The following is a 13,263-nucleotide window of genomic DNA, read 5'->3' as shown; positions in this document are numbered from 1 at the left end:
GAGGGCCTCAACGCTCCAAAGCCTCGAGGAAATCCCAATGGCAGATGATAACAACCAGGCCGAAACGCCGTCCCTCAACATCCTGGCGCAATACACCAAGGATCTCTCCTTCGAGAACCCGGGCGCTCCGCGCTCGCTGCAGGCGCGCGACAAGGCGCCGGCGATCAACATCAATGTCAACGTCAACGCCAATCCGCTTTCGGACGCCGATTTCGATGTTATCCTGACGCTGAACGCCGAAGCCAAGGAAGGCGACAAGATCGTCTTCGCGGCCGAGCTGGTTTACGGCGGCGTTTTCCGCATCACTGGTTTCCCCCAGGAGCACATGCTGCCGCTCCTCTTCATCGAGTGCCCGCGTCTCCTGTTCCCGTTCGCCCGCCAGATCATCGCCGACGTGACGCGCAACGGCGGTTTCCCGCCGCTGATGATCGATCCGATCGATTTCGCGCAGATGTTCACGCAGCGTATGGCCGAAGAACAGGCCCGCTCCAAGGTCCAGGCTCTCGACAGCTGAGATCGGATTTTTTGATTTGACGAAAGAGCCCGGGTTTCGACCTGGGCTTTTTTATTCGGCCTGCTTGTAGTTCAGCCAGACCGCCTTGTCCTTCAGCGACGTGACCATGGCCGCATGCGCTTCGAGTTCGGCTTCGGTCAGCCGGCGGCTAAGCGGCCGCGGACGGCCGGTCACCGCCACCACGACTTCATCGACTTCGACCACCGTCGCAGACCGTTCGTTGCCCATCAGGCCGAGCGCCGTCTGACGACCGCCGGTCATCTCGATATAGACTTCGGCGAGCAGTTCGGAGTCGAGCAGCGCGCCGTGCTTGGTGCGGTGGGCATTGTCGATGCCGTAACGGCGGCAGAGCGCATCGAGCGAATTCGGACCCATCGGGTGTTTGCGGCGGGCCATGGCCAGGGTATCGATGACCTGGTCCGACATTACGGGCGGCAGGCCGAGACGGCCGAATTCCGCATTCATGAAGCCCATGTCGAAGGTCGCATTGTGGGCGATCCACTTGGCGCCATCGAAGAACTCGATGATCTGCTGCGCGACATCCCCGAAGCTTGGCTTGTCCTTCAGGAATTCGTCGGTAATGCCGTGCACGGCAAGTGCGTCCGGATGAACCTTGCGGTCGCCCGGATTGATATAGAGATGAAGCGTCCTGCCGGTCGGGAAATTGTTGATCAACTCGATGCCGCCGATTTCGATCACCCGATCGACCTTCGATTCGAGACCCGTGGTTTCCGTATCGAAGATGATCTCACGCATTTGGCTTTTTCTCGCTCGTCTTTCCGGCCTTCAGAGACGCGATGATCTCGCGAACCCGTTCTCTCGCCGCGTCCAGTCCAAAGCCCGTGTCGACGAGAAAATCGGCTCTTTTGCGTTTTTCCGCGTCGGGCATCTGGCGGGAGAGAATCATCGCCAATTTTTCCTCCGTCATGGCCGGGCGCGCAAGCACCCTGTCACGCTGTATCTGTGGATCGCAGGTAACGACGACGATGACATCGACCCGATCCTCACCCTTCACCTCGAAAAGAAGCGGGATATCGAGGAGTACAAGATCGGTGCCGGCCTCTTTGTGGTGGGTCAGGAAATCGACCTCGCGCCGGCGGACCAGCGGATGGACGATTGCTTCGAGGACGGGAAATTTTTCAGGCGATGTGGAAAGCTGGCGGGAAAGTTCCTGGCGGTCGATGACGCCATCCTTGACCGTGCCGGGAAACGCGTCACCGACAGGAGCCACTGCGTCGGTGCGGTAGAGATCGTGGACGACGGCATCGGCGTCATTCACCGGGACGCCCTCCTCGGCGAACATTTTTGCGGTCGTGGATTTTCCCATTCCGATGGAGCCGGTGAGGCCGATGACGATCATCCGTGTTTTTCCATATCGCCGATGACGAGATCCCGGAGTGCCTTGTCGACCACCGGGCGGCGGCCGAACCATTTTTCGAAACCTGGCACGGCCTGGTGCAGCAGCATGCCGAGGCCATCCACGATTGCAAAACCTTGCGCCTCGGCCTGGGCAAGCAGCGGGGTTTTCAAGGGTACGTAGACGATATCGGTGACGACTGCGCCGGAGGCCAGGGGCGAGTAGTCAATCTCCGGCGCTTCGCTGCCGTCCATCCCGAGAGATGTCGTGTTCACGAAAAGGCCTGTGCCGGACATGACTTCCTTCAGCGCTTCGGTCGGATGGGCGTGAACTTTCGAACCAAAGCGATCGGCGAGTTCCTCGGCGCGTGAAACTGTCCGATTGACCACATGGATCTCACTGACGCCCCGATCCCGTATCGCCTGGATGACGGCGCGGCTTGCGCCGCCGGCGCCGAAGATCACCGCACGACCGGTCCTGTCCCAGCCTGGATGACGGTCGTCGAGATTGGCGGTAAAACCGTGGCCGTCAGTATTGGTGGCATGCAGTAGTCCGTCTTCCATCCAGAGCGTGTTCGATGCCCCGAGTTCTTCGGCAAGATCATCCGGCCGGTCAGCCAGCTTGAAGGCGAGCTCCTTGTGAGGGATGGTGACATTGCCGCCGCGAAAACCGGAGCTGCCCTCTTTCAGGGATTTGATGAAGGCGGGGAAATCTGCTTCGGTGACAGCCTCGGCCCTGTAGGACCCGGCAATTCCGAACTGCTTCAGCCAATGGCCATGGATCAGAGGCGAGCGGGAATGCTTCACCGGCCAGCCGGTTACGAAAGCATTAACCAAAAATGTTTCACGTGAATCAGCCATCGATCGCTTTCAGTTCGCGCAGCTTCTCAAGGAGGGGCAGCATCGGCAGACCAAGAATGGTGAAATAGTCGCCCTCGATCTTCGAAAACAACTGGATGCCCTCGCCTTCCAGCTGGTAGGCCCCGACACTGCCGTAGACCTTTTCGCCGACCCGCGACAGATAGCGATCGACGAAGGTTTCGTTCAGCTCGCGGACGGTCAGGTCCGCATGGGCGACATGCTCCCAGACGATTTGGCTGTCACGTGCAAAAGCGATCGCGCTGTTCAGCCTGTGGGTCTTGCCTGAAAGGGAAAGCAGATTCTCCTTCGCTTCGGCAAGAGTCTTCGGTTTGTGATAGACGCGGCTTCCGAGCGACATGGTCTGGTCCGAGCCGACGACCAGCGCGCCCGGGAAATGGCGGCTCACATCCACCGCCTTTGCCTTGGCAAGCGTCAGCGCCACCTGGTCGGGGCTTGCGCCTTCCAACCCGGCTTCAATCTTTCGCTCGTCGATCTCGGCCGCACGGCTCTCAAACGTCAGGCCGGCATTTTCCATCAGCATCCGGCGGAAGGGGCTGGAGGAGGCGAGTACGAGGGCCACTGTCACGAAAATCTCCCAAAGGCTGCAGGCGGATTCGCTTAACGCAGCTTCGGGCGTAGCGCAACGATTGCGGCTGCCGTCTCCTCGATCGACCGGCGCGTCACATCGATGACCGGCCAGTTCTGGCGGGCGCAGAGCGCGCGGGCATATTTCAGCTCCTCGTTGATCGTCGCGCGGTCCGTATAGTGGCGCCGGTCGAAACCCTGGGTGACGCCGAGCTCGCGGTTTTCGCGCACCTGGCTGATCCGGTCGGTGGTCGCAATGAGACCGACGATCAACGGATGGGTCGCACGGTATAGGCTATCTGGCAGTTCCACACCCGGCAGGATCGGGATGTTGGCGGTCTTGATGCCACGATTGGCGAGATAGATGCTGGTCGGGGTTTTCGAAGTGCGGCTGATGCCGATCAGCACGACATCCGCCTCGTCATAATCCTCCGGCATCTGGCCATCGTCGTGATCCATGGTGAAATTGAGCGCTTCGATGCGCTTGAAATAATCCGCATTGAGCGCGTGCTGGGCCCCGACCCGACGGCGAGATGGGGCGCCGAGATAGGCCTGGAAGGTCGCCATGACCGGTTCGAGAACATTGACGCAAGGAAGGCCCATTTCCCGGCATCGCTGATCGATGAGTTCGGCCAGTTCCTGATCGACGATGGTATAAAGGACGATGCCCGGCTCGCGATCGAGCGCTTCGAGCACGGCCAGCAGCTGTTTGCGATTGCGGATCAGCGGATAAACATGCTCCACCGCCAGCGACGATTGGAACTGCGCCGAGGCCGCCCTGCCGGCAGAGATGAGAGTCTCGCCTGTCGAGTCAGATATGAGATGAAGATGGAAGAAGTTTTTTCTGTTCTCCACGCTAAACTTAACCCTTTGTTGATAACTCGGGAGAGACCATCGGGTTCTCCCAGGCCGGAACCAGGCCTCGGGAAAACCGCCCGGTTTTCCACATTCGCAGTTCCTGCGGATGCGGATCAGGCCTGCTTGTGCGTTCTGGGGATAGGCTCTTCGTCGCTCTTTTTCCTCCCCAGCTTATCCACAGATAGCGCCGAATTTCATTTCCCACCATCCTCCTGAAATAACTAGCGAAATTCAAGCTATCCCAAGATCGGCCAACCACTGGCGATTTTCCGTCCTGCAAACAGCTGCAAAGCGGCGGATCGTCGCGTCGGCTGTGATTTGACTTTAATCCTTGCTACTCACCGACTCTAAGAAATAGAAATCTAGAAAGATTCATTTCTTATATTTTTAGGGAGAACCCATTGACCGGCGCATACCGGAAGATCATCCAAGTGCTGGAAGGCAAGACGGTCAGTCCACCACCAATCTGGCTCATGAGACAGGCAGGGCGTTATCTGCCGGAATATCGGGAGACGCGGGCGGCGGCCGGAAGTTTTCTCGATCTCTGTTACACGCCGGATCTGGCCGTCGAGGTGTCCTTGCAGCCGATCCGGCGCTACGGCTTCGATGCGGCGATCCTGTTTTCCGATATTCTGGTCATCCCGGATGCTCTGCACCGGAACGTGCGGTTCGTGCAGGGCGAGGGCCCGCAGATGAATCCGATCGATGTCGCTGGTATTCAGGCGTTGAAGGGCGAAGGGGTTCTTGCTCATCTCGCTCCGGTCATGGAAACGGTTCGCCGGCTGAGGCGTGAACTGCCCCAGGAAACTACGCTGCTCGGTTTCTGCGGGGCGCCTTGGACTGTTGCGACATACATGATCGCCGGCCACGGGACGCCTGACCAGGCCCCTGCCCGGCTGTTCGCCTACCGGCATCCTGAAGCCTTCGAGAGGCTGCTGTCGCTGCTTGCGGAAATTTCCGCCGAATACCTGATCGCGCAGATCGATGCTGGGGCCGACGCCGTGCAAATCTTCGATTCCTGGGCGGGCGTGCTTGGCGAAAAGGAATTCGAAGCCTATGCCGTGAAGCCCGTGACCCGGATGATCGAGATCGTCCGTAGCGCGCGACCACAGGCGAAGATCATCGCCTTCGCCAAGGGCGCGGGCCTGAACCTGAAATTCTATCGGCAGAAGACCAAAGCCGATGCGATCGGCCTCGACTGGTCGGTGCCGCTTTCGTTTGCGGTCGAGTTGCAGAAGGATGGCCCGGTGCAGGGCAATCTGGATCCGATGCGGGTCGTCGCCGGCGGCAGGTCGCTGGAGGAGGGTATCGACGCCATTCTCGACATACTCGGGCAAGGGCCGCTGATCTTCAACCTCGGCCACGGCATTACCCCGGAGGCCAATCCGGATCATGTGCGCCAGTTGATCGAACGTGTGCGGGGAGCGAGCACGTGAGCGGAGAGGAGCTGCAGACCGGAAAGCCGGCGGGGAGGAGATCGGCACTGCGCGCCTTCGTCGCGCTTGCGGTCTTCATCGCCATCCTGGTTGCTGTCTATCTCGCTCAACCGAACGATTTCATCCTCTACATCAAGGCTTTCCATGTGATCGCAGTGATGTCCTGGATGGCGGGCCTGCTCTACATGCCGCGGCTGTTCATCTATCACAGCGATGCCGAGCGCGGTTCAGCGCAGTCCGAAACCTTCAAGATGATGGAACAGCGGCTGCTGAAGATCATCATGAACCCGGCGATGATGATCACCTGGGTTCTCGGTCTTTTCCTCGCCTGGGAGGTCTACGAATTTCGCGGCGGATGGCTGCATGCGAAGATCGGGCTTGTCGTACTGCTCACAATGGTGCATGTGCTGTTCAGCCGCGCGGTGCGTAACTTCGCGGTCGATGGTCCGCGAAGAACGCCGCGTTACTGGCGTTTGATGAATGAACTCCCGACCGTTCTGATGATCGGGATCGTCATTCTGGTGATCGTGAAACCGTTCTGATGCCGAGGATATTCTTTCTTTCGCAAGATTTCCGTCTTGCCCCTTGCGGCGTTCCACGTGAATCGCTATTTTCGTTGCCATCTCATCTCGTGGCATGCGTGTAATTTCCCGTCGTCCCCGGTTCATCTTCCGCGGTAGCGAATTTCACCGACACGCCTACATCCCCCGAAATTCTCAATATGGTCCCCCCCTTCATGGCTGAAATGAAGCTTCAAGAACTCAAAAGCAAATCCCCCACCGATTTGCTGACCTTCGCCGAATCACTGGAGGTCGAGAACGCCAGCACCATGCGCAAGCAGGAGCTGATGTTTGCGATCCTCAAGGTTCTGGCGAGCCAGGACGTCGAAATCATCGGCGAAGGCGTGGTCGAGGTCTTGCAGGACGGGTTTGGTTTCCTGCGTTCCGCGAACGCAAACTATCTGCCCGGTCCCGATGATATCTATATCTCACCCTCCCAGATCCGCCGCTTCTCGCTGAAGACCGGCGACACGGTCGAGGGCCCGATCCGCGGTCCGAAAGAAGGCGAGCGTTATTTCGCCCTTCTCAAGGTCAACACGATCAATTTCGACGACCCGGAAAAGATCCGTCACAAGGTTCACTTTGACAACCTGACGCCGCTCTATCCGAACGACCGGTTCAAGATGGAACTGGAAGTTCCGACCTCCAAGGATCTCTCCGCCCGCGTCATCGACCTTGTGGCGCCGCTCGGCAAAGGCCAGCGTGGCCTGATCGTCGCGCCGCCGCGCACCGGTAAAACTGTTCTCCTGCAGAACATTGCCCACTCGATCACCGCCAATCATCCGGAATGTTATCTGATCGTCCTCTTGATCGACGAACGGCCGGAAGAAGTCACGGACATGCAACGATCGGTGAAGGGCGAGGTCGTCTCCTCGACCTTCGACGAACCGGCCGTACGCCACGTGCAGGTCGCCGAAATGGTCATCGAGAAGGCCAAGCGCCTCGTTGAGCACGGTCGCGACGTCGTCATCCTGCTCGACTCGATCACCCGCCTCGGCCGTGCCTACAACACCGTTGTGCCCTCCTCCGGCAAGGTCCTGACAGGCGGCGTCGACGCCAATGCCCTGCAGCGCCCGAAGCGTTTCTTTGGTGCCGCGCGTAATATCGAGGAAGGCGGCTCGCTGACGATCATTGCGACGGCGCTGATCGATACCGGCAGCCGCATGGACGAAGTCATCTTCGAAGAGTTCAAGGGCACCGGCAACTCGGAAATCGTGCTCGACCGCAAGGTCGCCGACAAGCGCATCTTCCCGTCGATGGACATCCTCAAGTCCGGTACACGTAAGGAAGACCTGCTGGTGCCGCGCCAGGATCTCCAGAAGATCTTCGTGCTTCGCCGTATCCTTGCCCCGATGGGCACCACGGATGCGATCGAGTTCCTGATCGACAAGCTGAAGCAGACGAAGACCAATGGCGATTTCTTCGACTCGATGAACACCTGATCCTTAGCCGGATTCAAATTAGATCTGGAGCGCTCGGTTTTGCCGGGCGCTTTTCAGTTTAGTGCCGCCTCTGGTAAGTTGAACCCATGGTCCAGGCAGACAACGATACGATCTTCGCGCTCTCCAGCGGCACTCTGCCAGCGGGTGTCGCTGTTATCCGCTTGAGCGGACCGCAGGCTTTCGACGCCGCGTTGGCTTTGGCTGGTGAACTGTCGGCCGATCGGAAGGCCGGACTCAGAACGATTCGGAGCCGCAACGGTCTAGTGATCGACCAGGCTCTGGTTCTGGCATTTGCTGGTCCGAATTCATTTACCGGCGAGGATTGCGTTGAAATGCATCTGCATGGCAGCCGCGCCGTCGTTTCCGCCGTCCATCAGGAACTGGAGACGATCGGACTTCGGTTGGCGGAAGCAGGCGAGTTTTCGCGCCGCGCGTTCGAGAACGGTAAGTTGGATCTGGTCGAGGTCGAAGGTCTGGCGGATCTCATCGCCGCCGAGACCGAGATGCAACGCCGCTTGGCGGTCGAACAGGGCTTTGGTGGGCAGTCGGCGCTTTATATGAGTTGGGCCGAGAGATTGACCCGAGCTCGCGCGCTGATCGAGGCTGAACTTGATTTTGCCGATGAGGATGACGTCCCGGGGTCGGTGTCGGACAGGGTCTGGACAGAGGTCGGTGATCTTTATTTCGAGATCGAAGGACACATCGCTTCCGCAAAGGCCGGCGAGATTATCCGAGACGGGTACAAGGTGGTTATCGCCGGGCCTCCAAATGCCGGTAAGTCGAGCCTGCTCAATGCCTTGGCAAAACGGGACGTTGCAATCGTCACCGAGATTGCTGGGACAACAAGGGATCTCCTGCATGTCGATATCGATATGGAGGGTTACCTCGTTCGTTTCTTCGATACGGCCGGGCTGCGCGAAAGCGAGGATCGCGTCGAGCAGGAAGGCGTTCGCAGGGCTAGGATAGCCATCGAGCAGGCCGATCTCGTTCTGCAGCTCGAAGAGATCGATTCGGACTCGAAACATACTTACGACAGCGTGAAGGCTGAGGTTCTGCGGATCGGCACCAAGGTCGATATGCACCGAACATCGACTGGCTATGACCTTACCATTTCCAGTGAGACGGGAGATGGGCTGGAGGAATTGCGTTCGCGGATACTCTTAAAGCTCAAGGGGACCTGGTCCGGATCGCTGGTTCCCAACCGGCAGCGGCATCTTCAATATCTTAAAGAGGCTTCCCATTTTATCGCAGAAGCGCTAAACGGCCAGGAACTTGATCTTCGAGCCGAGAGCCTTCGGGCCGCTGCGTCGTCACTGGGCCGCATTACCGGCCGGGTCGATGTGGAACAGCTCCTGGATGTGATTTTTTCGCAGTTCTGCATCGGCAAGTGATTCACGTGAAACAAGGCGCTTTGCGCGGTTTCATAAGGTGACCAAATGGAAAACACATTCGACGTAATCGTCATTGGTGGCGGACATGCTGGCTGCGAGGCTGCGAGTGCCGCCGCGCGCATGGGCGCGCAAACCGCACTTATAACCCATAACCGGCAGACGGTCGGGGTGATGTCCTGCAATCCCGCAATCGGCGGACTTGGCAAGGGTCACCTTGTGCGTGAAGTCGATGCGTTCGATGGGCTGATGGGACGGGTTGCGGATGCTGCGGGCATCCAGTTCCGCCTTCTCAACCGAAAGAAGGGGCCGGCGGTGCGCGGCCCGCGGACGCAAGCCGATCGCAAGCTTTACCGCCAGGCGATGCAGCGCGAGATTTTCAGCCACCCCAATCTGACTGTCATCGAGGGGGACGCGTTTGACCTGGAAATCCAGGCTGCCCGTGTGGCGGCCGTGGAATTGAAGGATGGCCGTCGATTCGGATGCGGAACGGTTGTCCTAACGACCGGCACGTTCCTTCGGGGTTTGATCCATATCGGTGACCAAAAGGTCCCCGCAGGTCGCGTCGGGGAAGCTCCCTCCCTGGGGCTATCGGAGACTCTTATACGGTTCGGCCTGCGGCTCGGCAGGCTGAAGACCGGTACGCCGGCTCGGCTGAACGGAAATACGATCGACTGGGCACGGGTTGGCCGGCAGGAAGCCGACGAAGATCCGGTGCCCTTCTCCTTTATGACCGACCGGATTACCACGAAGCAGATTGCCTGCGGCGTCACCCGCACGACGGAGGCGACGCATAGGATCATTTCGGACAATATCCATCGGTCTGCGATGTATTCCGGACAGATCGAGGGTGTTGGTCCGCGTTATTGTCCATCGATCGAGGACAAGATCGTCCGCTTTGGCGAACGCGACGGGCATCAGATCTTTCTGGAGCCGGAAGGCCTGGACGATTCGACTGTCTATCCAAACGGCATTTCGACCTCCCTTCCCGCCGAGGTTCAGGAAGCGTTCATTCGCACCATTCCAGGCTTGGAGGCGGTGTCGATCATCCAGCCGGGCTACGCAATCGAATATGATCACGTGGACCCGCGGGAGTTGACCGCCACGCTCGAAGTCAAGAAAATTCCTGGGCTCTTTCTTGCGGGCCAGATCAACGGAACGACGGGTTATGAGGAGGCTGCGGCTCAGGGCTTGGTTGCCGGGCTGAATGCCGCGCGTAAAGCTTCCGGCGGCGACGCCTATCACTTCAGCCGTGCCGATTCCTATATAGGAGTCATGGTTGATGATTTGACATCCCGTGGGGTGACCGAACCTTACCGGATGTTTACGTCGCGCGCTGAATATCGCCTTTCGCTTCGAGCTGATAATGCGGATGTTCGATTGACTGAAAAAGCCATCGAACTTGGTTGCGTGGGAGCAGAACGGATGTCGAAGTTTCGAGACTACACCCAGGCACTAGAAGCTGGCAGGGACCTTCTGCAGTCTCGTAACCTGACGCCTAATGAGGCACATCGCTTTGGGCTGAAGTTGAACAAGGACGGTCAACGACGGACGGCATATGAGTTATTGGCGTATCCCGACCAATCGCTGAACGCGCTTACAGCCATATGGCCGGAATTGGTACAACTTCCGCCAAAGGTTGCTGAAGCATTGGAGATCGAGGCGTGCTACGCGGTCTATATGAATCGGCAAGCGGCCGATATCCATGCCACCCACCGGGACGAGGCGCGAACTATCCCGCAAGCCTTTGATTTCTCAGCGCTTTCGGGACTTTCCAATGAACTCAAACTGAAGCTAACGGCGGCAAACCCCGGCAATCTGGCACAGGCGGCCAAGGTCGACGGAATGACGCCCGCTGCCCTTGCGCTCATCCTCGCACTACTCCGCAAAGAAGAAGCTGCACCGCAGCGCGTCAAGCGAGTCCTGTAATGCTTCTGAACGGCAAGAGTGTTTCACGTGAAACGCGGGAGAAGCTTGAGCATTTTGCAGCGCTTTTCCAGAAGTGGGCAAAGGCCATCAATCTGGTTGCTCCCTCCACACTGGACGAATTGTGGCGGCGTCATATTGCTGACAGCGCCCAAATCTTCCAACTCTCCCCCCATCCATATAGATGGCTCGATCTTGGTTCCGGGGGTGGCTTCCCTGGCGTGATAACGGCAGTCTTTCTGGCCGAGACGCAACAGGGATGGGTTCATCTGGTTGAGAGCAACCAGAAAAAGGCAGCGTTTCTTCGGGTGGCGCTCAATGAAACAGGTGCCAGGGGTTCGGTCCATCCTTTGCGAATCGAATCAGCCTTTACCGCCCTTCCCGATTGCGAACGCATCTCCGCGAGAGCCCTTGCCGAGCTTGATCCGCTTCTTTCTTACACATCGCCTTGGATGATTGGCAAAGATACAAGAGCTTTTTTCCATAAAGGCAGGGATTACGCCGCGGAAGTCGAGAAAGCCCGTGGCCGTTGGTCGTTCGATCTGATAAAACATCAGAGTGCCGTCGAGCCGGATTCAATTATCCTCGAGATTAGCAATTTAAGGCACAAAGAACCCTAGATTTTCAGGTGCTGAATGTTTGAAAGAAATCGGGTTATCACGATTGCCAACCAAAAAGGCGGCGTGGGCAAGACAACGACGGCAATCAATCTGGCGACGGCCCTTGCGGCAATCGGCGAACGCGTTCTGATCATCGACCTTGATCCGCAGGGCAATGCCAGCACCGGGCTGGGTATCGACCGCCGAGACCGCAAGCTCTCTTCCTATGATCTGTTGATGGGATACAACTCCATAGCGGAGACGGCGCTGGAGACCGCGGTTCCAAACCTGCACATCGTCCCCTCGACGATGGACCTGCTTGGCTTCGAAATGGAAATTTCCCAAGCTTCTGATCGGGCATTCAAGCTTCGAAGCGCGTTGAGTGGCGATGACGCCTTTGTCTATTCCTATATTCTTTTGGACTGCCCACCATCGTTCAACCTGTTAACGATGAATGCCATGGCCGCGGCTCATTCCATCCTGGTGCCGTTGCAATGCGAGTTCTTTGCACTGGAAGGGTTGAGCCAGTTGCTCGAAACGGTCGATCAGGTGCGTCGCAGCATCAATCCGTCGCTCGATATCCAGGGAATCGTCCTCACCATGTTCGATGCCCGAAACAACCTGGCTCAACAGGTTGTCAATGATGTGCGGACGCATCTTGGCGAAAAAGTCTATCATACGTTGATTCCGCGCAATGTCCGTGTATCTGAGGCGCCTTCTTACGGTAAGCCGGCGATCCTTTACGATCTGAAATGCGCGGGCAGCCAAGCTTATTTGCAACTGGCTTCCGAAGTCATCCAGCGAGAACGCAGGCGTAAAGCCGCCTGATTCAGACCAAGTGAGTGATAAGAATGAACGACGACCTATCGAAACGGCGCCTGGGGCGCGGTCTTGCAGCGCTCATAGGCGAAATGGATCAGCAGGCGCCAGCCGATAACGGTGCCCGGAGTGTTAATCCGGATCGCATGGTCCCGATTGAGCATGTATCCCGCAATCCGAAGAATCCGCGCCGGAGTTTCGATGAGGGCGAGCTGCAGGATTTGGCCAGCTCCATTCGCCAGCATGGGATCGTTCAGCCGGTCGTTGTTCGGCCGCGAGGCCCTGCGCAATATGAAATCATAGCCGGCGAACGTCGTTGGCGTGCCGCCCAATTGGCTGGCTTGATCGAAATTCCTGTCATTGTCCGCGACGTGGACGATCGGACCGCGCTCGAGATTGCAATTGTCGAAAACGTCCAGCGTTCGGACCTTAATCCCCTGGAAGAGGCTCTTGGCTACGACCAGCTGATCGCCGAGCACGGCTATACTCAGAACGATCTGGGAGAGATCATCGGCAAGAGCCGAAGCCATGTCGCCAACAGTCTTCGCCTGTTGAAGCTGCCCGAGCCGGTGCGGGATATGCTGGCAGCGGGGAGCCTTTCCGCCGGGCACGCGCGCGCGTTGATCACGACGTCGGATCCGGCTTCATTGGCGCGTACCATCATTGCCAAGGGCATGTCGGTGCGGGATGCCGAAAAGCTGGCTCAGAACGATATCAAGGCCCAAGCCGAACCAACAACCGTTTCGAAAGCGGAACAAAAAGATTCCGATACGCTGGCGCTTGAGCGGACCCTTTCCGATTCCCTCGGGTTGGAGGTGAAGATCAACCACAAGAATGGTGGGGGCCAGATCAAGATTGGTTACCGGACGCTGGAGCAGCTCGAGGAGATCTGCCGTCTTCTGGAACGGAGATAATCTAG

14 protein-coding genes are annotated in these 13,263 nt (G+C 58.2%); 9 read left to right on the top strand and 5 right to left on the bottom strand.

Features of this window, described 5'->3' with window-relative positions; translation table 11 throughout:
* The first annotated feature begins 37 nt into the window (after positions 1-37).
* Complete coding sequence (secB, locus tag RG540_RS20035; protein WP_038591599.1) at positions 38-514, top strand: protein-export chaperone SecB; 477 nt, start codon at positions 38-40, stop codon at positions 512-514.
* A gap of 51 nt (positions 515-565) precedes the next feature.
* On the opposite strand, the gene dnaQ is transcribed toward secB, so the two are convergent.
* From dnaQ to RG540_RS20010, 5 genes are read right to left on the bottom strand one after another with little or no spacing between them, the layout of a single operon-like run.
* Positions 566-1,270, bottom strand: coding sequence for a DNA polymerase III subunit epsilon (gene dnaQ / locus RG540_RS20030; protein WP_038591596.1), 705 nt, complete (start codon positions 1,268-1,270; stop codon positions 566-568).
* The gene (gene coaE, locus RG540_RS20025) at positions 1,263-1,874 is read right to left on the bottom strand and encodes a dephospho-CoA kinase (RefSeq protein ID WP_038591593.1); all 612 of its coding nucleotides are present in this window, start codon (positions 1,872-1,874) and stop codon (positions 1,263-1,265) included. The genes dnaQ and coaE overlap by 8 nt, the downstream gene beginning before the upstream one ends.
* On the bottom strand, positions 1,871-2,731 hold the full coding sequence (locus tag RG540_RS20020) for a shikimate dehydrogenase (protein ID WP_038591590.1): 861 nt from the start codon (positions 2,729-2,731) through the stop codon (positions 1,871-1,873). The genes coaE and RG540_RS20020 overlap by 4 nt, the downstream gene beginning before the upstream one ends.
* On the bottom strand, positions 2,724-3,317 hold the full coding sequence (locus tag RG540_RS20015; RefSeq protein ID WP_038591587.1) for a Maf-like protein: 594 nt from the start codon (positions 3,315-3,317) through the stop codon (positions 2,724-2,726). The genes RG540_RS20020 and RG540_RS20015 overlap by 8 nt, the downstream gene beginning before the upstream one ends.
* 32 nt (positions 3,318-3,349) lie before the next feature.
* Positions 3,350-4,171, bottom strand: coding sequence for a pyruvate, water dikinase regulatory protein (locus RG540_RS20010; RefSeq protein ID WP_038591584.1), 822 nt, complete (start codon positions 4,169-4,171; stop codon positions 3,350-3,352).
* Between the two features lie 476 nt (positions 4,172-4,647).
* On the opposite strand from RG540_RS20010, the gene hemE reads away from it, so the two are divergent.
* The 8 genes from hemE (at position 4,648) to RG540_RS19970 (ending at position 13,258) form a co-directional block, all read left to right on the top strand.
* Positions 4,648-5,610 (top strand): uroporphyrinogen decarboxylase, encoded by a 963-nt coding sequence (hemE, locus tag RG540_RS20005; RefSeq protein ID WP_407668916.1) that lies wholly within the window; start codon positions 4,648-4,650, stop codon positions 5,608-5,610.
* Complete coding sequence (hemJ, locus tag RG540_RS20000) at positions 5,607-6,152, top strand: protoporphyrinogen oxidase HemJ (RefSeq protein WP_038591578.1); 546 nt, start codon at positions 5,607-5,609, stop codon at positions 6,150-6,152. Before hemE ends, hemJ begins: the two co-directional genes overlap by 4 nt.
* Positions 6,153-6,346: 194 nt before the next feature.
* Positions 6,347-7,612: a transcription termination factor Rho gene (gene rho / locus RG540_RS19995; RefSeq protein ID WP_151045343.1), complete on the top strand. Its 1,266-nt coding sequence runs from the start codon at positions 6,347-6,349 to the stop codon at positions 7,610-7,612.
* Positions 7,613-7,698: 86 nt separating this feature from the next.
* Positions 7,699-9,003 (top strand): tRNA uridine-5-carboxymethylaminomethyl(34) synthesis GTPase MnmE, encoded by a 1,305-nt coding sequence (gene mnmE / locus RG540_RS19990; RefSeq protein WP_038591575.1) that lies wholly within the window; start codon positions 7,699-7,701, stop codon positions 9,001-9,003.
* A gap of 45 nt (positions 9,004-9,048) precedes the next feature.
* A complete protein-coding gene (gene mnmG / locus RG540_RS19985; protein ID WP_038591572.1) occupies positions 9,049-10,929 on the top strand; it encodes a tRNA uridine-5-carboxymethylaminomethyl(34) synthesis enzyme MnmG in 1,881 nt (626 codons plus the stop codon).
* Positions 10,929-11,546: a 16S rRNA (guanine(527)-N(7))-methyltransferase RsmG gene (gene rsmG, locus RG540_RS19980; RefSeq protein ID WP_038591570.1), complete on the top strand. Its 618-nt coding sequence runs from the start codon at positions 10,929-10,931 to the stop codon at positions 11,544-11,546. The genes mnmG and rsmG overlap by 1 nt, the downstream gene beginning before the upstream one ends.
* Positions 11,547-11,561: 15 nt before the next feature.
* Positions 11,562-12,353 carry a ParA family protein gene (locus tag RG540_RS19975; RefSeq protein ID WP_038591567.1) on the top strand — a complete coding sequence of 264 codons (792 nt, stop codon included), beginning with the start codon at positions 11,562-11,564 and terminating at the stop codon, positions 12,351-12,353.
* A 23-nt stretch (positions 12,354-12,376) separates the two neighbouring features.
* On the top strand, positions 12,377-13,258 hold the full coding sequence (locus tag RG540_RS19970; protein WP_038591563.1) for a ParB/RepB/Spo0J family partition protein: 882 nt from the start codon (positions 12,377-12,379) through the stop codon (positions 13,256-13,258).
* Positions 13,259-13,263: the final 5 nt, after the last annotated feature.

The organism is Neorhizobium galegae bv. orientalis str. HAMBI 540 (assembly GCF_000731315.1).
Lineage (GTDB): Bacteria > Pseudomonadota > Alphaproteobacteria > Rhizobiales > Rhizobiaceae > Neorhizobium > Neorhizobium galegae.
The sequence above is the reverse complement of the archived record's forward strand: the minus strand, read 5'-3'. Positions and strand labels throughout refer to the sequence as shown.